Genomic DNA, 19,144 nt, shown 5'->3' with positions numbered 1-19,144 from the left:
AGGGCAATGTCTGGCTTTGATGAGTTCTCTGAATCGGTGGACCGAGAGCTCCGTGCCGCAGGTTTGCGCTCAGCCGACCTGGAAACAGGGGAAGGCGGCTATGCGATCCAGGCCGGCGAGGTGAGTAATACGGGTGAGCCTTGTCTGATCGTGATCTGGTCCGCGTCTGCGGAGTTGACAGATCGAGCGTTCGAGGAAATGCGGAGCGGCCAGCAAGGTGCCGGAACTGTCTTGCACGTGGGTCGAATCAAGCACTCGATGGCGGACGCCGTCTCGGAAATCCTCGTATCGGCCGGGATGGTCGCCCGGATCAGTTCTGACGACCTGGCCCCGGCAGTTGTCGAGGTCCTGCCCTCCTGACCTCACGAACCGCCACCGAGGCGTTTGCCCGGAATGGCTGATGGCTCACTGCGCCATGGCCCGCAGAACTCGTCGTGTTGATCTAGGGTGATGCGATGACCGCCGGGCGCGTGACGACGGTACTGTTCGACTTCACCTGGACTCCGTTCGCCAGAGAATCGGAACGTTGGGTGGGCAACGCGGAGGCATCGATCGACCAGACATTGACTGCCGGCGAGGCGCACCGTATTGTCGGCGACTTCGCGGGATCGGGCGATCCTCACCGTGCTGGAACAGATTCCTGGGGTTGACCAGGCGCTGGCGTCGGTCCTGCACGCGACACGCCGAAGCAATCGAGCCGTACGCCGACACCGTCGCCACCCTGTCCGCACTGCGTGACAGCGGTGTTCGCATCGGCGTCGTCAGCAACGTCGGCCGGGACATCCGCAAATGCTTTGCCCGGCACGGACTCGACGGTTATGTCGATGCGTTCGTCCTGTCGTACGAGGTCGGTCTCGTCAAACCGGACCCTCGGATCTGGGGCGTCGCCCTCGAAGCCCTCCATGCCGCACCGGGCCAGACCCTGATGGCCGATGATCATCCCACCTTCCCGGTGCTCGTCCATGCGGCAGAGCCTCGAAGGCATGCGCGAGACGCGTGTCGGTGAGGAGCTGTCAGGGCGGGCTGGGTGACCCGATCCGCGTCGGCGCGACCTGTGCGCGGTGCTGAGGCGTACCAGGCGGGCGGTATGTACGCTGCGGGATGCCGGTACCGCGACGGCACCCGGGCCTCCGCAGACCGGAACGGACGGCCTCGGCCTCCCGTCACCCGGCGTGATCAACCCGAAGCGTCCTCAGCGGTATTTCTGTTACCTCGACACACCGCCAACCACATTGACATTCATCACGCTTAGTTGTCCGGTTCGACCCTTGTTGGCCGCGATCCGCACCCCTAGCGTGGGCTGCGCGTCTAGGGTTCACGGGGAGTGGCGCGATGGAACTTCAGATTCGGCTTCTGGGCACAGTGGAGCTGTGCGTCGACGGCGAGACCGTCACGCCCGGCGCGGCGAACCGACGGGCCGTCCTGGCCGGGCTGGCGATCGAGGCGAACCACTCGGTCCCCCTGCCCCGCCTGGCCCGGATGGTCTGGTCCGATCATCCACCGACGTCCGCCACCGCGAACCTCCGTACCCACGCCGCCGGCCTGCGGCGCACGGTCGGTGACCGGCTGGTCGCCCGTCCGCAGGCGTACGAGCTGCGGCTGGCGCCGCACGAGCTGGACGTGACCGAGTTCCAGCGGCTGGCGGCGCAGGGGCGGTCGCTGCTCGCGTCGGCCGATCCCGCCGGCGCGATCGAGACGCTGAGTTCCGCCCTGGCCTGGTGGCGGGGCCCGTCCGGTGACGGCCTGCCCCGGGGCACCGCGCTGGACAACCGGTGGGCCGCCCTCGACGAGCAGCGGCTCCAGGTCTTCGAGGAACTGGCCGAGGCGCGGCTGGCCGCCGGTGAACACGCCCACCTCCTTCCCGACCTGCGCGCGCACCTGGCCGCGCACCCGCTGCGGGAGCGGGCCTGGGGCCACCTGATGCTCGCCCTCTACCGCTGTGGGGACGTGCCGGCCGCGCTCACCGTCTACCGGGACGCCCGCGCCGTCCTCGACGAGCAGCTCGGCCTGGAACCCGGCGCGGAACTGGCCCGGCTGCACCGGTCGATGCTCGACCGCGCGCCGGAGCTGTCGTACGTCGAGCCGGGAAGCGCGATCGTGACCGCCTCGGTGCCGGTCGCGGACCTTCGTCCCGCCGTCGGCTGGGCGGTGCCGCGGGAACTGCCGGCGGACCCGCTCACCTACGTCGCGCGTACCGGGGAGACCGCCGACGTGGTGGCGGCGCTGACCGCGGAGACCCCGGCCGCGGTGGTCGTCACCGGCGCCCCGGGCAGCGGCAAGACCACCCTCGCGGTACGCGCCGGGCATGCCGTCTCCGCCCTGTTCCCCGAGGGGCAGGTCTTCGTGGACCTCGGCTACCGGACCTCGGTGACGGCGGGGGAGGTGCTGGCCCGGGTCCTGCGTGCGCTCGGCGTACCGGCCGCGGACGTCCCCGAGAAGACCGACGAGCGGGCCGGCTGGTTCCGGTCGCTGGTGGCCGGCCGCCGGCTGCTGCTCGTCGTCGACGGGGTCACCCGGGCGGCTCAGGTGCGCCCGCTGCTGCCCGCCGGCCCCGGCCCGGCCCTGATCACCGTCGCCCAGCGGCACCTGGGCAGCCTGGACGGCGTACGCCGGGTGGCGCTGCGCCCGGTCGGGGGCGCGCAGGCCCGCAACCTGCTGGCGACCCTCGCCGGGCCGGAGCGGCTGGCCGCCGAGCCGGCGGCCACCGCCGACCTGGTGCGGATCTGTGGCGGATCGCTGCTCGCCCTGCGCATCGCCGGCGCCCGGCTGGGGCGGCGGTCCGGCGCGTCGGTGTCCACGCTCGTCGCCGAGCTGGGTGACGGGCGGGCCCGGCTGGACCTGCTGGCCTACGAGGACCTGTCGGTACGGGCGAGCCTGGCCACCGGCGTGGCGGTGGTCCGCTCCGACGACGAGCTGGCCGGCCGGATGCTCGAACTGCTCGCCGCGCGGCCGGGCACACCGGTGCACACCGCCGCGGATCAGCTCGGCGTCTCCCCGCAGCGGGTGCACCGTGCCCTGGACGACCTGGTCGACGCGCACCTGGCGCAGCGGGACCGGCACGGCGCCTACCGGCTGCCGACGCTGGTGAGCGACTACGCCGCCGAACTGGCCGCGGTGGGGCACGTGTCCGTCCGCGAGGCGGCCGAGCAGCGGTTCGACCCACGCGCCGCCTGAGGACCGGGACCGGCGCGAAATCGCTGTGGGACGCCTCTGGTGCGCGAGCCGGTCACGGGCTGACACTGAGTCATGACTCCTCAGCGCGTACCGCTGCTCGCCGGCCTGGTCGTGCTGTTCGCGGCGGCCTGCACGGCGACCGGCCACGACGGTGCGTCCACGGCGCCCACCCCGACGGCCGCGGCGGCGTCCGCGCCGGCCGGGACCGAGGCGCCGCAAGCCACGCCCACTCCACCCGTGCCGACGGAAGCCGAGCCGGCCGCCGGATCCTGGCGCGTCACCTGGGGCTGGGGAGTGCCCGGCGGCCCGGCCCGGGTGACCCATCGGGTACGGGTGCCGGTCACCCCACCGCCCGGGGAACCACTGCCCGTCCTGGTGTCGGTCGACGTCGGCGACCATCCGGCGGAGGGGTACAGCCGGATCACGTTCGCCTTCCGCGGCCCCACCCCGTCCTACGAGGTCTCCTACGTGCCGCAGGTGGTGACCGAGGGGCGCGGGGCGCCGGTCGCGCTGCCCGGCACCGCGTACCTGTCGGTGCGGTTCGATCCGGCCCAGGCGCACGACAACCGGGGCGGCAGGACGGCGAAGCTGCCGCCCGCGGCCATCCGCTTCCCCACGCTGCGCGGATGGGCGGTGGCCGGTGACTTCGAGGGACACCTGGGCTTCGGGCTGGGCCTGCGGCCGCCCGAGGGCGGCCGGCTGCCCGTACGGCTGGGGGAGGGCGACCGCCCGGACGGCACCCACGTCGTCTCGGTCGACGTCCGGCGCGGCTGACGCGGGTCCGCGTCAGCGGTCGATGACGGTGTTGTTCTCGTCGATGCCGTGGGTGCGCCAGTAGACGTCCCACTCGTCGTCGACGTGCTTCGGCACCTTGCCCTCCGGGTAGCGCACGTACGGCGGCGCCGGTTCCTCGCCGTTCGGTACGCAGGAGCTGCCGCCCTGCGGGCCGACCGCGATCACCGGGTACTCGTCGCTGCCGCAGATGCTCTGCCGCAGGGAACACCCGGTGGTCGCCATCAGCCCGGTCAGCCCGAGCACGGCAAGAACGATCATGATTCGAGTTCGCACGGGAAGAATTCTCGTCGCCGCGGGCGCGCCCGCCATCGGTACGCGTACTCAGATCCCGTGCCGGCGCCGGCTCAGGTCAGCTCGCCCCGCACGATCGCCACCGCCACCCGGCAGAACTCGTCCATGTCCGGGTTGAACCCGGCCGCGATGTCGGGGTGCAGACCGGAACGGGTCTCGTCGAGCAGCCGACGGCAGACATCCTCCACCGGCTCGCCCGCGTACCCCGCGCGGACCCGGTCGGCGGCCGCCTGCAGGGCCGAGGTCAGCTGATCCTCCAGCGGGCCGCGCAGCTTCTGCTGCACCGGGTCGAGCCCGCTCGGATCGAGCGTGACATGTGGCTCCGACATCGGCACTCCCTTCCTCGGCGTCCGCGGTACCCCACCGCGGACGTCGGTCAAACCATCGTCGGTACGGCCGACACCCGGACCAGATACGAGAACTCCTCCGCCGGCTCCTCGGCGTACGACAGCCGGCGGATCTGCCGGTCGTCGGACCAGAGCGCGACGTCGACAAGCACCCCGAGGTGGGCGAGACCGATGGAGGAGACCCGCTTCTTGTCCTGGAGCACCGCGCACACGCCGCCCAGCAGCGTGCTGGCGTCGGAGGTGCGGTGCCCGGGCGGACAACGCAGGGTCAGGTCCACCTCGACCGGCCCGGTCAGCGGGGTCCACCCGGTGCGCTGGGCCGCCGTGCAGGCGGCCTGGAGCAGGGTACGGACCCTCGTGGCCTGCCGGTGCCCGGCGGCGAAGATGGACAGGGCCTCGGTCTTGACCGGGGGCAGGCCGCTCACCTCGAACGTCAGGGCGAGAGCGCGGGTGTCCTGCACGACGGCACCTCCTCGGGGGAATCCTGCCCAACCGGGGAACGCACGCACGGCACTTCCCTGCAGAACCAACCGATCGGGCGGGCGATGGGGGACGGCCGGAGGCGCATCGGCGTCGACGGCGACGCGCCGGCTACGGAGCCAGCCCCACGCTAGTGCAGACCGCTGACGCTGGGTAGCCTCCCCGTTTCACTACGTGGGACGAGCTGTCGGTCGTCCCGGCCGGTTCGTGCTGTCGCCGTCACATGTCCGTGATGTTTCGCTCCGTCGCAGGTCGGGCACGTTCAGCCGCACGACACGCCCGGGGCGTCGGGCGATCGGGCCGATGCCCCGGTCGTCTCGCCGTGCACCGGGGCGCGGGTCACTCCCCGGTTCTTCGCCGAAGAGAGGGGGAGGGTGATGACGACAGTCCCCGACACGGCCGCACGGCGGCCGGCCGGACGCGCGGCGGCGGCAGCCGCCGCGCTGGCGTTGGTGGCCCCGCTGGCCGCCTGCGGATCCGGCGGCGACGGCGGCGTCCCCACGATCAACCTGTACTACCCGCCCGAGCAGAACCTGCAGAAGGTCGTCGACACCTGCAACACGGCGGCGCAGGGGCGGTACCGGATCGACTACCGGGTGCTGCCGCGCGAGGCCGACGAGCAGCGGGTGCAGATGGTGCGGCGGCTCGCCGCGCAGGACAGCGGGATGGACGTGCTCGGCCTTGACGTCACGTGGACCCAGGAGTTCGCCAGCGCGAAGTGGATCCGGGAGTGGACCGGCCAGGACAAGGCCGAGGTCGAGCAGGGCACGCTGGCGGGCCCGCTGGACACCGCCCGGTACGAGGACAAGCTCTACGCCGCGCCCAAGAACACCAACGTGCAGCTGCTCTGGTACCGGTCCGACCTGGTGTCGCAGCCGCCGGAGACCTGGGACGAGATGATCTCCGCCGCCCAGCAACTCAAGGAGCAGGGCAAGCCGTACCAGGTGCTCACCATGGGCGCCCAGTACGAGGGCCTGGTGGTCCTCTACAACACGCTCGCCGAGAGCGCCGGGGGCAAGATCCTCAGTGACGACGGCAAGAAGGCGGAGATGGACGCCGGCGCGGTACGCGCGCTCGACCAGCTCCAGAAGTTCGCCACCTCGGGCGTGACCTCGCCGTCGTTCAGCAACGCGCTGGAGGACCCGGTGCGGCTGGAGTTCCAGTCCGGTAAGGGCGCGTTCCAGGTGAACTGGCCGTTCGTGTATCCGGCGCTCCAGGAGGCCAACCCCGACCTGGCGAAGAACGTGAAGTGGGCCCGGGTGCCGGGCATCGACCCGGGCACACCCAGCAAGGTCACCATCGGCGGGGTCAACCTGGCGGTCAGCAGCTACTCCAAGCACCCGGAGGAGGCGTTCGAGGTGGCGCGCTGCCTGCGCAACGCCGAGAACCAGAAGTTCTCCGCCGTCAACGACGGCGTGCCGCCGACCATCGAGGCCGTCTACGACGACCCGGAGATGACCGAGGCGTACCCGATGAAGGAGACCATCCTCGAGGAGCTGAAGGAGCCGGCGGTCCGGCCGCTGACCCCGGCGTACCAGAGCATCTCCACGGTGATGTCGGCGATCCTGTCGCCGCCGTCGGCGATCCGGCCCGAGCAGACCGCTGACGAACTGCGCAAGGCGATCTCCGACGCGCTGGAGTCCAAGGGAGTTCTGCCATGAGCGTGAACGCCACCCCGGCCGGCGCGCAGGCCGCCGCCGAGGCCGAGGCCGAGCAGCCGGGCGGCCGGCACGCCGCCGTGCCGGAACAACGGTCCCGGCGCGGCTCCCGCGCCCCGCTGAGTGAGAACAAGCGCGCCGAGCGGCGCCTCGGCCTGCTGCTGTGCGCACCGGCCGCGCTGGTCATGGTGCTGGTCACCGCGTACCCGATCCTGTACTCGGTCTGGCTGTCGCTGCAGCGGTTCGACCTGCGCTTCCCCGACGAGCGGGAGTTCGTCGGGCTGGAGAACTACGTCACCGTGCTGACGAACGACTTCTGGTGGACCGCGTTCGGGGTCACCGCGCTGATCACCGTGGTCACCGTCGCGATCGAGCTGGTGCTCGGCATGGGCCTGGCACTGATCATGCACCGGACGCTCGTCGGCCGGGGCATCGTGCGGACCGCGGCGCTGATCCCGTACGGCATCGTCACCGTCGTCGCGGCGTTCTCCTGGCGGTACGCCTGGACGCCGGGCACCGGCTACCTGGCGAACCTGTTCGACGGCAGCGCCCCGCTCACCGAGCGGGCCAGCTCGCTGGCGATCATCATGCTGGCGGAGATCTGGAAGACCACCCCGTTCATGGCGCTGCTGCTGATGGCCGGGCTGGCGCTGGTGCCGGAGGACCTGCTCAAGGCGGCCTCCACCGACGGCGCGACGGCGTGGCAGCGGTTCACCAAGGTGATGCTGCCGGTGATGAAGCCGGCCATCCTCGTCGCGCTGCTGTTCCGCACGCTCGACGCGTTCCGGGTCTTCGACAACATCTTCGTGCTCACCAACGGCGGCAACGAGACGTCGTCGGTGTCGATGCTCGCCTACAACAACCTGATCCGGGGCCTGAACCTCGGCATCGGCTCCACGATGTCGGTGCTGATCTTCATCACCGTGGCGATCATCGCCTTCGTGTTCGTGAAGCTGTTCGGCACCGCTGCCCCGGGCAGCGACGATGGGGAGAGGCGCTGACATGGCAGTGGAAACCACCACGCGGGCGAAGGTGCGCTGGGGCCTGCTGGACGTCGTGGTCGTCGTCTTCGCGCTGGTCCCCGTGCTCTGGATCGCCTCGCTGTCGTTCAAGACCCCGGCCACGCTCACCGACGGCAAGTTCTGGCCGCGCGAGTGGACCCTGGACAACTACCGGACCATCTTCGACACCGACCAGTTCGTGCGCGCCCTGGTCAACTCCATCGGCATCGCGCTGATCGCCACCACCATCGCGGTGGTGCTCGGGGCGATGGCCGCGTACGCGATCTCCCGGCTGGACTTCCCGGGCAAGAAGGTGCTGGTCGGGGTATCGCTCCTGATCGCGATGTTCCCGCAGGTGTCGCTGGTGTCGCCGCTGTTCGAGATCGAACGGCAGCTCGGCCTGTTCGACACCTGGCCCGGTCTGATCCTGCCGTACATCACGTTCGCGCTGCCGCTGGCGATCTACACGCTGTCGGCGTTCTTCAAGCAGATCCCGTGGGACCTGGAGAAGGCGGCGAAGATGGACGGCGCCACCCAGGCCCAGGCGTTCCGGCGGGTGATCGCGCCGCTGGCCGCGCCGGGCGTGTTCACCACGGCCATCCTGGTCTTCATCTTCTGCTGGAACGACTTCCTGTTCGCGATCACGCTCACCTCGACCGAGCGGTCCCGCACGGTCCCGGTGGCGCTGCAGTTCTTCACCGGCGAGTCGCAGTTCGAGGACCCCACCGGGGCGATCTGCGCCGCCGCCGTGGTGATCACCGTGCCGATCATCCTGTTCGTGCTCTTCTTCCAGCGCCGCATCGTCTCCGGTCTGACCTCCGGCGCAGTCAAGGGATAGGTGGTAGCAATGGCCGACATCGTGCTGGACAAGGTGAGCAAGCGGTTCCCGGACGGGACCACCGCCGTACAGGACGTCGACCTGGAGATCGCCGACGGCGAGTTCGTCATCCTGGTCGGCCCGTCCGGCTGCGGGAAGTCCACCACGCTCAACATGATCGCCGGGCTGGAGGACATCAGCTCCGGTGAGCTGCGCATCGGCGGCGAGCGGGTCAACGACAAGGCGCCGCGGGACCGCGACATCGCGATGGTCTTCCAGTCGTACGCGCTCTACCCGAACATGACGGTGCGGGAGAACATGGCGTTCCCGCTGCGGCTGGCGAAGCTGGACAAGGAGACCATCAACCAGAAGGTCGACGAGGCGGCGAAGGTGCTGGAGCTGACCGCGCTGCTGGACCGCAAGCCGGCGAACCTGTCCGGCGGCCAGCGGCAGCGGGTGGCGATGGGACGGGCGATCGTCCGCCAGCCCAAGGCGTTCCTGATGGACGAGCCGCTGTCGAACCTGGACGCCAAGCTGCGGGTACAGATGCGCACCGTGGTGTCCCGGCTGCAGAAGCAGCTCGGCACCACCACCGTCTACGTCACCCACGACCAGACCGAGGCGATGACGCTCGGCGACCGCGTGGTCATCATGCGGGGCGGCGCGGTGCAGCAGGTCGGCCCGCCGCAGGAGCTGTACGACCACCCGCGCAACCTGTTCGTCGCCGGGTTCATCGGCTCGCCCTCGATGAACTTCGTGCACGCCGTCGTGGAGGACGGCCGGCTGCGGACCGCGCTCGGCGACGTGCCGGTCGGCGACCGGATCCGCCGCGAGCTGGAAGGCGGCGACGCGCCCCGGGAGCTGATCCTGGGTATCCGCCCGGAGCACTTCGAGGACGCGGCCCTGATCGACGACGAGACCCGCCGCCGGGGCATGGAATTCGAGGCGCCCGTCGACATCGTCGAGTCGATGGGCTCGGACAAGTACGTCTACTTCACCGTCGAGGGGGAGCGGGCCACCGCCGCCGAGCTGGAGGAACTGGCCGCCGACACCGGTGCCGCGGACTTCGCCGGCGGCGGGTCGAACCTGGTCACCCGGCTGTCGGCGGAGTCGCCGGTACGCGAGGGCGAGTCGCGCCGGGTGTGGTTCAACCTGGAGAAGATCCACCTGTTCGAACCGGGCAGCGGCCGCAACCTGACGCTGCACGAGGGCCGGTCGGCCGGAGCGCTCGCCGACTGAGCGCGCCCTCCGGAGGTGAGTGGAACGCCGTGGGTTCTGACACCCATGGCGTTCCACTCGCACCCGTCCGGAGCTACCAGGAGTGGCGCAACTCCAGCCCGAGGAAGCGGGCGTAACCCGTCAGCGCGGCGTCCACCCGCCCCCGCAACGCGGCGTCGAACGGCACGAGTTGCTGCACCCTGACGGTCACCGCCCGCGCGCCCGGCGTCCGCGTCCAGGTGCCGACCACCCGGCCGCCGCGCACCACCGTGGACCGGAACATCCCGTTGTTGCCGGGGACCACGGCGGCGGCGTGCGCCGGGTCGAGCATGAGCGACCGGTCCTTGACGCCGAGCAGGTATTCGTCGAAGCCGGGCAGCGTGTGCACGTCGTCGACTGGTGCCCGGGGCGCGTCCAGCAGCGCGGCGTCGACCACCGCCGCCTCGCCGTCGACCTCGACCGGGGCGAGCAGGTCACCGGCCAGCGTGATCGCCCGCGTCGCGTCGGTGACGGTCAGGCCGGTCCACCGGGCCAGCTCGTGCCGGGACACCGGGCCGTGCCCGCGCACATAGCGGTGCGCCAGCAGCGCCAGCGCCTCGTCGCGCTCGAGGCGGCGCGGCTCGGGCGCCCACTCGTCGAGCAGGGCGAACGTCTGCTCGGTGCCGACGTGCGGGGCGATGCAGGTGACGCCGCGCTGGCTGGCGTACCAGAGCAGGTGGTAGCCGCGCTGGCCGGCCGTGGCCAGCCCGGCGGCGCGCAACGCGGCCACGCACTCGGCGCGGGTCAGCCGCCCGCCGCCGGTCAGCGCCGCACCCAGTACGTCGCAGGCCCGCTCGCCGTCGGCGACTGTCAGCTCGAGTTGCCGCCACCGCCCGGCGATGCCGGCGAGCGTCCGTACCCCGGTCAGCTCCAGCATCCACCGCGCGTCGCGCGACGGGACGAGATGCACGGTGCCGCGCATCGGCCAGGTGCGCAGCGCCTCACGCCGTTCCAGCGCCGCGCGGATGTCGTCCTGGGTGGCGCCGGGAAGGCGGACGCCGAGCGACCACAGCCCGCTCGCCGCGTCCTGCGCCTGCATCGCGCCGAACCACTCGACCACGTCGGCGACGCCCTGCGGACGGGTGGTGGGGTGCGGGCGCAGCAGCAGGCCGGTCATGCGCAGCGCGAGCGCCTCGGCGCGGCTGAGGCGTACGGTCACGGGCGTCAGCGTAGGCCTGGGGTACGACACCCGGCCCCTGATCGCGCTGCGCCGGCGACGTTGCCGACCCCAGCGCGATCCCCCGTTCAGGTTCCCGGCGCGGGGGCGGCCGGTGCGGCCGGCGCCGGTCCGCTCAGCATCCCGCGCGAGCTGGGCGGAGACAGCGGTTACGCACGGAACTTGCGCAAATCTTGAGCCACGCTCAGCCCAGGCGCCGGTGCATGACCAGCAGGTCGACGTACCCCTCGGCCGGGTGCCGGAAGCCCTCCGGCACCCGGCCGACCACCTCGAAACCCAGCGACCGCCACAGCGCGACGGCCCGGGTGTTCGTCGCCACCACGGCGTTGAACTGCATGGCCCGGTAGCCGTCGGCCCGGGCCGCGTCGAGCACGTGCGCGGCCAGCGCCCGGCCGACGCCGCGCCCGGCGGCGGCCGGGGCGACCATGAACGAGGCGTTCGCCACGTGGTCGCCCGGACCGGCCTGGTTCGGCGCCAGCTTGGCCGAGCCGAGCACCGTGCCGTCCGGCGCCACCGCGACCACCGTCCGCGCCGGCGGGCCCGGCATCCACAGCTCGCGGGCCCGCTCCTCCGGGACGTCGCGGGGCCAGGTGTACGTCTCGCCGGCCGCCACGATCTCGCGCAGGAACGGCCAGATCAGCGGCCAGTCGGCGGGCGTGGCGGTGCGGATCTCCACCCGCAGAGCATGCCACGCCCGGCGTTTGACGGAACAAGTAACGGGTAGTCGCCGGAGCTGACCCGAAACGAGGAGGGAACGTCTGATGGATGGCCAGGTCAAGGTCGCGGTGATCTACTACAGCGCGACCGGCATCACCTACCAGATGGCGCAGGCGGCGGTCGAGGCGGCGGGGGAGGCCGGCGCCGAGGTGCGTCTGCGCAAGGTGCGTGAGCTGGCGCCCGACGAGGCGATCCGCTCCAACTCCGGCTGGCAGGCGCACCGGCTGGAGACCCAGGACGTGATGGAGGCGCAGCCGGACGACCTGTCCTGGGCCGACGTGATCATCATGGGCTCGCCGACCCGGTACGGCATGATCGCCGCCCAGCTCAAGCAGTTCATCGACACCACCGGACCGCTCTGGGCCGCCGGCGCGCTCGCGGACAAGATCTACAGCGGGTTCACCTCGACCGCCACGTCGCACGGCGGCCAGGAGGCGACGCTGCTGTCGCTGTACACGGTCTTCTACCACTGGGGCGGCATCGTGGTGACCCCCGGCTACACCGACCCGAGCCAGTTCGTCGCCGGCAACCCGTACGGCGCCTCGCACACGAGCAACAACGGCGAGGTCGCCCCGGACCACGTGGCGCTGGCCGCCACCGCGCTGACCGCCAAGCGGGCCGTGCTGATGGGTGCCGCGCTGAAGCGGGGCATGGCCGGCTGACCCGACTGGCGACCGGTGGCCGGACGGGGGCTCTCGAACCCGTCCGGACCACCGGTCGCCAGTGCCCTACCCGCGTTCGGCCGCTCCATGCGCGCTCAGCGCCGGCCGGTCGAGCAGATGCCCGAGCAGATCCGCCAGGACCCGCGTGCCGTCCTGGCTCAGCACCGACTCCGGGTGGAACTGCACCCCGGCGAAGCCCGCGCCGCGCAGCGCGTGCACCGCGCCGTCGGCCGGGTCGCGGGACACCTCGACCGGGCCGTACGGGCCGGGGACCCGGTCGGCGTCGGCGAGGGCGGTGAAGCTGGCGTAGAACCCGACCCGCCGGGTCGTCCCGAACACCGGCACGTCCCGCGGCAACCCCTGGTACGGCGCGTCGCGGCGGTGCAGCGGCAGGCCCAGTAGCCCGGCCAGCAACTGGTGGCCCAGGCACACCGCGAGCGTCGGCCGGCCGGACGCGAGCAGCTCGGTCAGCAGCGCCCGCAGCGCCACCATCTTCGGCGCGGTCGCGTCCCGCGGGTCACCCGGGCCGGGGCCGACCACCACCATGTCGTAGCCGTCCAGCGGGCCCGGGTCCGGCCAGTCCCGCCGGGTCACCGCCAGGCCCAGCGCGCCGAGCTGGTGGGCGAGCATGCCGGTGAACGTGTCCTCGCCGTCGACGATCAGCGCCCGGCGCCCGGCCAGCCCGCGCAGCGCGAGCGCCCCCGGCTCCCGCTGCTCCAGCCAGAACCGGGCCAGCGGGACGTTGCGGGCGGCCAGCGCCGCGCGTACCTCCGGGTCGTCGGCGTACCGGACGGCCGCCCTGGCGCCGGCGTGCGGCGCGTCCGGGCCGAGACCGAGCGCGGCCAGCACCCCGGCGGCCTTCGCGTGCGTCTCGGCCACCTCCCCGGCGGTGGTCGAGTGCCGGACCAGCGTCGCGCCGACCGGCACCCGCAGCGCGCCGGTGGGGGAGATCTCGGCGGTACGGATCAGGATCGGCGCGTCGAGCGTCTGCCGGCCCTGGTCGTCGCGGCCGAGCAGCGCGAGCACCCCGGCGTAGTAGCGCCGCCCGGTGCGCTCGTGCCGGGCGATCACCCGGCAGGCGTTCTCCATCGGGCTGCCGGTGACGGTGGGCGCGAACATGGTCTCCCGCAGCACGTCGCGCACGTCCCGGGAGCAGCGCCCGGCCAGCAGGTACTCGGTGTGCGCCAGATGCGCCATCTCCTTCAGGTACGGCCCGACCACCTGACCGCCGTGCTCGGCGACCACGGCCATCATCTTCAGCTCCTCGTCCAGCACCATGTACAGCTCCTCCACCTCCTTCGGGTCCTGCAGGAAGCGCAGCAGCTCGGCCCGGTCGACGGTCGCGCCGCGGTGCCGGAACGTGCCGCTGATCGGGTTCATCTCGACCAGCCCGTCGGCGACGCTGACGTGCCGCTCCGGGCTGGCGCCGACCAGGATCCGGGTGCCGGTGTGCACCAGGAACGTCCAGTACGCGCCCCGCTCGCGCATAAGCAGCCGGCGCAGCGCGGCGAGGGCCGCGGCCAGCGGGTCGCCCTGCACCGTGGCCCGCATGGTGCGGTGGATGACGAAGTTCGCCCCCTCGCCCCGGCCGATCTCGTCGGTCAGCACCCGTTCCACGATCGCCGCGTACTCGTCGTCGGCGATGTCGAAACCGGCGTCGCGGGTACGCACCTCGGCGTCGGGCAGGTCGTCGAGCAGGTCGGCCAGCGGTATCCGCCGATGCTCCTCGACCGCCAGGAACTCCAGCGGCAGCCCGTCGTCGACGCACTCGAAACCGCGCTCGGTGACCTGGCGGAACGGCACCAGGGCGAGCGTGTGCGGACCGGCGCCGTGCTCGGGCAGCGGCAGGTCGGCGAGGCGGCCGGCGGTGCGTACCGGGCCGGTGAACAGGTCGACGTGGTCGGCGCCCTCGCGGCGGACGAGCGCGAACGGGCCGGGGTCGCGGCCGGCCGCGACGGCGGCGAGCGGGTCGGACAGGCGGGTCATCGGGTCTCCTCGGTGTGCCGGTGGCCGCCGGTGGAGGCGACCCGGGATGCCGGGAGAGACCGGCGGCCGCCTCGTCGGGCGGCCGCGTGGGGAAGCTACGCGCGGGGATGGGCCGCCGGGTCGGCGGGCCACCAGCAGGACAGGTGCGCGGGCATGACGGTGACTGTACGCGATCGGCATGCACCGTGGAACCCGATCGCGCGGCACCGGGTACGGATCTTGGCGTGACCACCGGTCACGGCGGGTAGGTTGACCGGCGATGGACATTCTCGCTCTGGATCTGGGCACCTCCTCGGTGCGCGGCCTGGTGCTCGACGCGGACGCCGCACCGCGCCCGGGCGCGCTGGCCCGGCGCCGGGTGCACCTGGTCACCGGGGACGACGGCAGCGGGACGCTCGACGGCCCGGCCTACCTGGCGTGCCTGGTGGAGTGCCTGGACGAGCTGGCCGCCGGCGGCCACCTGTCCGACGTCGGCCTGGTGGCCACCTCCGCGCAGTGGCACTCGGTACTGCCGGTGGCGCCCGACGGCACGCCGTCGGGGCCGGTGCTGACCTGGCTGGACACCCGGCCGGAGCCGCCCGCGGGGATGACCGGGCCGGCCGACCCGGCGGACTTCCACAGGCGTACCGGAACGTGGTGGCACCGCTGCTACTGGTCGGTGCGGCTGCCCTGGCTGCGAGAGCGCGCCGACCGGTCCGCCCGCTTCACCGGGCTCGCCGAGTACGCGCTCGGCACGCTGCTCGACGAGGCGCCGATGTCCATGTCGCTGGCCTCCGGCACCGGGCTGCTCGACCTGTGCCGGCTGGACTGGGATCCCGAGGCGTGCGAGCTGGCCGGCGTCCGCCCGGACCGGTTGCCGCCGCTGGCCCCGGTCGGCTGGCACGGCCGGCTGAACGCGGCGTACGCGCGGCGCTGGCCGCAGCTGGACGGCGCGCGGTGGCGCCGCCGGTCGGCGACGGCGCGGCCGCCAACGTCGGGTCGGGATGCGTCGACCCGACCCGCGCGGCGGTGACCGTCGGCACCTCCGCGGCGGTCCGCATGATCGAGGCCGTGCCGGTCGGCGCGGAGCCGCCGCCGCTGCCGGAGCAGCTCTGGCGTTACCGGGTCGACCACGAGCACGTGGTGACCGGCGCGGCGTACTCCAGCGGCGGCAACCTGTTCGCCTGGGCGGCCCGCGAGCTGCGGCTGCCGGCGGGCAGGGAGCTGGAGATGGCGCTCGATCGCGTCTCCGGCTCGGTGCGGGCCAACCCCCGCTTCGGCGGCGACCGGCCACCCGGAACCGCCCCGGCGGGCTCGGGGGAGCTGCGCGGACTGAGCTTCGGCACCACCGCCGTGGACATCCTCGCCGGCCTGATGACCGGCCTGTGCCGGCTCGTCGCCGACGACCTGACCCTGCTGGAGGCCGGCATCGGCGAGCCGATGGAGGTGATCCTCGGCGGTGGGGCGCTGACCGCCTCGCCGTGGTGGCGCGGGGCGTTCCTCGACGTGCTCGCGCCCCGCCGGGTGTGCTGGCAACGCAACCCGGAGATCGGCGCGACCGGCGCGGCGCTCGTCGCGCTCGGCCGGGTGGCGGAGGCGGGCGACATCGCCGGGGTCGGCCGGACGGACGAGGCCGCCTCGCACGCGTGACCGTCCACCCGAGGCGCTGACCGTCCTGGTCACACCGTCCGGGCGGCCGTTGACACGGACCGACGGCCTGATTGGATGGACTCCGCTCCCCGACGTGGTGGGGCGGGACGAGGAGGCAACCGTGGGCGCAGGTCCCGACCCGGTTCGCGGTGCGGCCCCTCAGCCGCACCGGCGGCGCTCCGGGTTCCGGCTGCGGGACTGGCGGATGGGCACCAAGCTCGCCACGGTGCTGGTGATCCCCTCACTGGCGTTCCTGGTGCTGGCCGGCATCCAGACCCGGGGCCTGGTCGGGCAGACCACCACGCTGAGTGCCTTCGCCGAGCAGGTCGGCATCGGGCGGCAGATCGCGACCGCCGTCGACCGGCTGCAGCACGAGCGGGACCGCACCGCCGGGGAACTGGCCGCGTTGCGCCGGGCCGGCACCGGCGCGGACCGGGACGCCGCCGTCGCCGCGCTCCGGCCGCTCCAGGAGGCCACCGACCGTGCGGTGGCCGAGCTGCGCGCCGCGGCGGCACCGCTGGCCGACGCCGACGCCGCCTGGCGCGTCTCCTACTCCGAAGCGATCGAGGCGTACGACCAGGTGGTGAACATCCGGGCGGCGGTGGCGCCGGCGGTGCTCTCCGCCGACACCGTGCTGAGCAACTACCACAGGTCGATCGCGTCGCTGCTGAACCTGCTGGCCGAGCCGTCGCCCGGCGGTGGCCGGCAGGAGCTGACCGAGGCGGTGCTGCGGTACGTGCAGCTCTCCCGGGTCAAGGAGCTGTCCTCGCGCGTCCGTGCGGAGCTCTACGCCGCCGCCCGGGCCGGCCGGTACGAGCCGGACGCGCAGGTGACGCTCAGCGACCTGCGGGCCCAGCAGCTCACCGCGCTCGGCGCGTTCCGGGTCGCCGCGACCTCCGACCAGATCCGCCGGTACGACCGGACCTCGGTCGACCCGGCCTTTGTCGCCGCCACCCAGCTGGAGGAGCGGACGCTGCCCGCCGGCGATGCCCGGCCGGCCCTGCTCGACGCGACCCAGTGGTGGGCGGCGAGTGAGCAGCGGCAGGAACTGTTCCGCCAGATGGAGAACGAGATCGTCGCCGACGCGGTCCGCCAGGCCGACGACGCCAGCGCCCGCCAGCTGCGTGACACGCTGCTGGTGGGGGGCGCGATCGCCACCGTGCTCCTGTCCGCGGTGCTGATCTCGCTGCTGGTCGGCCGGTCGGTGGCCCGCTCCATGCGGCAGCTGCGCGGGCAGGCGCTGCGGATCGCGCAGGTGGACCTGCCGCTGACACTGCAACGGCTGCGGACGGTGGACCGCCCGATCGGCGCGATCGACGTACCGCCCGCGGTGATCGACTCGCAGGACGAGATCGGCGAGCTGGCCGAGGCGTTCGTGGCGGTGCACCGCAGCGCCGTCGACGTGGCGGTCGAGCAGGCGATGATGCGGCGCAACGTCAACGCCATGTTCGTCAACCTGGCCCGGCGCAGCCAGGTGCTCGTCGAACGGCAGTTGGAGCTGCTCGACGACCTCGAACGCGAGGAGAGCGACCCGGACCAGCTGGAGAACCTGTTCAAGCTCGACCACCTGGCCGCCCGGATGCGCCGTAACGACGAGAGCCTGCTGGTGCTCGCCGGCACCGAGTCGACCCGGCGGTGGAACCGCCCGGTGGGCCTGGGCGCCGTGCTGCTGGCCGCGAGCGCGGAGATCGAGCAGTACCAGCGGGTACGCCACGAGAACCGGACCGACCTGCACGTCGTCGGGCACGCGGTGGGCGACCTGGTGCACCTGTTCGCGGAGCTGCTGGAGAACGCCACCGCCTTCTCCCGTCCGGAGACCGCGGTACGCGTGGTCGTCGAGCCGGACGGCCGGGGTGCGCTCGTGCAGATCGTCGACGAGGGGCTGGGCATGAGCCCGTCGGCGCTGGCCGAGGCGAACGCCGTGCTCGCCGAGCCGCCGGCCGCCGACGTGTCGGCCTCGGAACGGATGGGCCTGTTCGTGGTGAGCCATCTCAGCGCCCGCCACGGTGTACGGGTGCGGTTGAGCGCCGGCCGGGAGGGCCTGGTGGCCCGGGTGCGGATCCCTGTCGAGCTGCTCGCCGAGGCGCCCGCGCCGGAGGTGGGCCAGCCGGCGCCGGTCCGGCTGGCGCGCGGGACGGCTCAGCCGGCGCTCACCGGCCCGGTCTCCGCGTCCGGGGCGCTGGCCGGGGCGACCGCCGAGCTGCCGGTGGCCGGGTGGCGTCCGGTGCCGGGCCGGCCCGCGGCGCTGCCGGTGTCCCCGCTGACCGGCCGTCCGCTGGGTGACGGGACGGACGCCGGAGCCGGTGCGCCGGTGCCGGCCGCCGCGCCGGTGACGGTGCCGCGTCCCCGTCCGGGCCGGGCCGAGGACGTGCTCACGCCGGACGCCGGGGCGGCGGGCGGCGGCTGGTTCAGCCGGCAGGGCCCGGCCTCGTCGTCGCTGGGTGTGACGCCGGCACCGGCGGCGACGCCGGTGACCGGAGGGACGAACGAGCGGGGCCTGCCGGTACGCGTGCCGATGGCCCAGCTCACCTCGGTCGCCCCGGCCGACCGCCCGGACCGACCGGTGGTGCGGCACGAGCCGGACCCGGAGGCGGTCGGCGGCATGCTGTCGCGCCTCTACAGCGGCGTACGGCGGGCCGAGGCCGAGGAGACCACCGAGATGTACCTGCCGCGCGACGAAGGAGGACGACGACAGTGACGACGTTGAGCCAGGAGGCACGCGACCTGAGCTGGCTGGTGAACGCGTTCGCCGAGCGCGTTCCGGGGGTGGCGCACGCGGTGGTGGTGTCCTCCGACGGCCTCCTGGTGGCGATCTCGGCGCACCTGCCGCGCGACCACGCGGACAAGCTCGCCGCGGTGACCTCCGGCCTGATGAGCATCACCGCCGGGGCGGCCCAGATGTTCGACGGTGACGTCGTCAAGCAGACGGTGGTCGAGATGGGGCGCGGCTACTTCCTGGTGATGCAGATCCGCGACGGCTCGATCCTGGCCACGCTGGCCGGGGCGGACGCCGACATCGGTGTGGTCGGCTACGAGATGGCGCGGCTGGCCAAGCAGGCGGGCGAGATGCTCACCCCGGCGCTGCGCGCCGAACTGCAGCAGGCGCTGCCGCGCTGATCCGCCGGCGTCCGGCCGGCCCACCACCGGCCGGAC

General features: G+C 73.0%; 18 protein-coding genes and 1 pseudogene. 13 read left to right on the top strand and 6 right to left on the bottom strand.

Annotated features, from left to right (window positions below):
- Positions 1–6: 6 nt before the first annotated feature.
- From ACQP26_RS20195 to ACQP26_RS20175, 5 genes are all read left to right on the top strand, one after another.
- Positions 7–360 (top strand): hypothetical protein, encoded by a 354-nt coding sequence (locus ACQP26_RS20195; protein ID WP_269705178.1) that lies wholly within the window; start codon positions 7–9, stop codon positions 358–360.
- A 95-nt stretch (positions 361–455) separates the two neighbouring features.
- Complete coding sequence (locus tag ACQP26_RS20190; protein WP_269705179.1) at positions 456–650, top strand: hypothetical protein; 195 nt, start codon at positions 456–458, stop codon at positions 648–650.
- Positions 647–1,006: an HAD family hydrolase gene (locus ACQP26_RS20185; protein ID WP_433493703.1), complete on the top strand. Its 360-nt coding sequence runs from the start codon at positions 647–649 to the stop codon at positions 1,004–1,006. The genes ACQP26_RS20190 and ACQP26_RS20185 overlap by 4 nt, the downstream gene beginning before the upstream one ends.
- 326 nt (positions 1,007–1,332) lie before the next feature.
- Positions 1,333–3,174 (top strand): BTAD domain-containing putative transcriptional regulator, encoded by a 1,842-nt coding sequence (locus tag ACQP26_RS20180; RefSeq protein ID WP_433493702.1) that lies wholly within the window; start codon positions 1,333–1,335, stop codon positions 3,172–3,174.
- 72 nt (positions 3,175–3,246) lie between these two features.
- Positions 3,247–3,948 (top strand): AMIN-like domain-containing (lipo)protein, encoded by a 702-nt coding sequence (locus tag ACQP26_RS20175; protein WP_433493701.1) that lies wholly within the window; start codon positions 3,247–3,249, stop codon positions 3,946–3,948.
- Between the two features lie 12 nt (positions 3,949–3,960).
- Here ACQP26_RS20175 and ACQP26_RS20170 read toward each other — a convergent pair whose 3' ends face one another.
- From ACQP26_RS20170 to ACQP26_RS20160, 3 genes are all read right to left on the bottom strand, one after another.
- On the bottom strand, positions 3,961–4,242 hold the full coding sequence (locus ACQP26_RS20170; protein WP_269705182.1) for an SCO0607 family lipoprotein: 282 nt from the start codon (positions 4,240–4,242) through the stop codon (positions 3,961–3,963).
- Between the two features lie 71 nt (positions 4,243–4,313).
- The gene (locus tag ACQP26_RS20165; RefSeq protein WP_269705184.1) at positions 4,314–4,589 is read right to left on the bottom strand and encodes a hypothetical protein; all 276 of its coding nucleotides are present in this window, start codon (positions 4,587–4,589) and stop codon (positions 4,314–4,316) included.
- Between the two features lie 47 nt (positions 4,590–4,636).
- Positions 4,637–5,068 carry a hypothetical protein gene (locus tag ACQP26_RS20160; RefSeq protein ID WP_269705185.1) on the bottom strand — a complete coding sequence of 144 codons (432 nt, stop codon included), beginning with the start codon at positions 5,066–5,068 and terminating at the stop codon, positions 4,637–4,639.
- A 396-nt stretch (positions 5,069–5,464) separates the two neighbouring features.
- Here ACQP26_RS20160 and ACQP26_RS20155 point away from each other — a divergent pair, with 396 nt between their 5' ends.
- The 4 genes from ACQP26_RS20155 to ACQP26_RS20140 are packed head-to-tail and all read left to right on the top strand — an operon-like array spanning position 5,465 to position 9,802.
- A complete protein-coding gene (locus tag ACQP26_RS20155; protein ID WP_269705186.1) occupies positions 5,465–6,748 on the top strand; it encodes an ABC transporter substrate-binding protein in 1,284 nt (427 codons plus the stop codon).
- On the top strand, positions 6,745–7,746 hold the full coding sequence (locus ACQP26_RS20150; RefSeq protein ID WP_269705187.1) for a carbohydrate ABC transporter permease: 1,002 nt from the start codon (positions 6,745–6,747) through the stop codon (positions 7,744–7,746). Before ACQP26_RS20155 ends, ACQP26_RS20150 begins: the two co-directional genes overlap by 4 nt.
- Before the next feature lies 1 nt (position 7,747).
- Positions 7,748–8,584 carry a carbohydrate ABC transporter permease gene (locus ACQP26_RS20145; protein WP_269705189.1) on the top strand — a complete coding sequence of 279 codons (837 nt, stop codon included), beginning with the start codon at positions 7,748–7,750 and terminating at the stop codon, positions 8,582–8,584.
- Positions 8,585–8,593: 9 nt separating this feature from the next.
- A complete protein-coding gene (locus ACQP26_RS20140; protein ID WP_433493700.1) occupies positions 8,594–9,802 on the top strand; it encodes an ABC transporter ATP-binding protein in 1,209 nt (402 codons plus the stop codon).
- 73 nt (positions 9,803–9,875) lie between these two features.
- Here ACQP26_RS20140 and ACQP26_RS20135 read toward each other — a convergent pair whose 3' ends face one another.
- Positions 9,876–10,979, bottom strand: coding sequence for a winged helix DNA-binding domain-containing protein (locus ACQP26_RS20135; protein WP_433493699.1), 1,104 nt, complete (start codon positions 10,977–10,979; stop codon positions 9,876–9,878).
- 202 nt (positions 10,980–11,181) lie between these two features.
- Positions 11,182–11,673 (bottom strand): N-acetyltransferase family protein, encoded by a 492-nt coding sequence (locus tag ACQP26_RS20130; RefSeq protein WP_433493698.1) that lies wholly within the window; start codon positions 11,671–11,673, stop codon positions 11,182–11,184.
- An 85-nt stretch (positions 11,674–11,758) separates the two neighbouring features.
- Here ACQP26_RS20130 and wrbA point away from each other — a divergent pair, with 85 nt between their 5' ends.
- Positions 11,759–12,376: an NAD(P)H:quinone oxidoreductase gene (gene wrbA, locus ACQP26_RS20125; RefSeq protein WP_281577308.1), complete on the top strand. Its 618-nt coding sequence runs from the start codon at positions 11,759–11,761 to the stop codon at positions 12,374–12,376.
- A 66-nt stretch (positions 12,377–12,442) separates the two neighbouring features.
- Here the strand turns inward: wrbA and ACQP26_RS20120 are convergent, their stop codons facing one another.
- Positions 12,443–14,362 carry a chorismate-binding protein gene (locus ACQP26_RS20120; RefSeq protein ID WP_433493697.1) on the bottom strand — a complete coding sequence of 640 codons (1,920 nt, stop codon included), beginning with the start codon at positions 14,360–14,362 and terminating at the stop codon, positions 12,443–12,445.
- A 259-nt stretch (positions 14,363–14,621) separates the two neighbouring features.
- On the opposite strand from ACQP26_RS20120, the pseudogene ACQP26_RS20115 reads away from it, so the two are divergent.
- The 3 genes and pseudogenes from ACQP26_RS20115 (at position 14,622) to ACQP26_RS20105 (ending at position 19,108) form a co-directional block, all read left to right on the top strand.
- Positions 14,622–15,991: pseudogene (locus tag ACQP26_RS20115) on the top strand (FGGY family carbohydrate kinase).
- A 67-nt stretch (positions 15,992–16,058) separates the two neighbouring features.
- Positions 16,059–18,689 (top strand): nitrate- and nitrite sensing domain-containing protein, encoded by a 2,631-nt coding sequence (locus tag ACQP26_RS20110; protein WP_433496169.1) that lies wholly within the window; start codon positions 16,059–16,061, stop codon positions 18,687–18,689.
- The gene (locus ACQP26_RS20105) at positions 18,686–19,108 is read left to right on the top strand and encodes a roadblock/LC7 domain-containing protein (protein ID WP_013287300.1); all 423 of its coding nucleotides are present in this window, start codon (positions 18,686–18,688) and stop codon (positions 19,106–19,108) included. The genes ACQP26_RS20110 and ACQP26_RS20105 overlap by 4 nt, the downstream gene beginning before the upstream one ends.
- Positions 19,109–19,144: the final 36 nt, after the last annotated feature.

Source organism: Micromonospora sp. CA-248089, assembly GCF_050948515.1.
GTDB lineage: Bacteria > Actinomycetota > Actinomycetes > Mycobacteriales > Micromonosporaceae > Micromonospora.
This window is presented reverse-complemented; position numbering and strand designations above follow the sequence as displayed.

What these genes read in the sequence shown, in the direction of transcription:
- ACQP26_RS20195 (WP_269705178.1), top strand. Translation starts at nt 7, where the DNA reads ATGTCTGGCTTTGATGAGTTCTCTGAATCGGTGGACCGAGAGCTCCGT.
- ACQP26_RS20190 (WP_269705179.1), top strand. Translation starts at nt 456, where the DNA reads ATGACCGCCGGGCGCGTGACGACGGTACTGTTCGACTTCACCTGGACT.
- ACQP26_RS20180 (WP_433493702.1), top strand. Translation starts at nt 1,333, where the DNA reads ATGGAACTTCAGATTCGGCTTCTGGGCACAGTGGAGCTGTGCGTCGAC.
- ACQP26_RS20175 (WP_433493701.1), top strand. Translation starts at nt 3,247, where the DNA reads ATGACTCCTCAGCGCGTACCGCTGCTCGCCGGCCTGGTCGTGCTGTTC.
- ACQP26_RS20165 (WP_269705184.1), bottom strand. Translation starts at nt 4,589, where the DNA reads ATGTCGGAGCCACATGTCACGCTCGATCCGAGCGGGCTCGACCCGGTG.
- ACQP26_RS20155 (WP_269705186.1), top strand. Translation starts at nt 5,465, where the DNA reads ATGACGACAGTCCCCGACACGGCCGCACGGCGGCCGGCCGGACGCGCG.
- ACQP26_RS20150 (WP_269705187.1), top strand. Translation starts at nt 6,745, where the DNA reads ATGAGCGTGAACGCCACCCCGGCCGGCGCGCAGGCCGCCGCCGAGGCC.
- ACQP26_RS20145 (WP_269705189.1), top strand. Translation starts at nt 7,748, where the DNA reads ATGGCAGTGGAAACCACCACGCGGGCGAAGGTGCGCTGGGGCCTGCTG.
- ACQP26_RS20140 (WP_433493700.1), top strand. Translation starts at nt 8,594, where the DNA reads ATGGCCGACATCGTGCTGGACAAGGTGAGCAAGCGGTTCCCGGACGGG.
- wrbA (WP_281577308.1), top strand. Translation starts at nt 11,759, where the DNA reads ATGGATGGCCAGGTCAAGGTCGCGGTGATCTACTACAGCGCGACCGGC.
- ACQP26_RS20120 (WP_433493697.1), bottom strand. Translation starts at nt 14,362, where the DNA reads ATGACCCGCCTGTCCGACCCGCTCGCCGCCGTCGCGGCCGGCCGCGAC.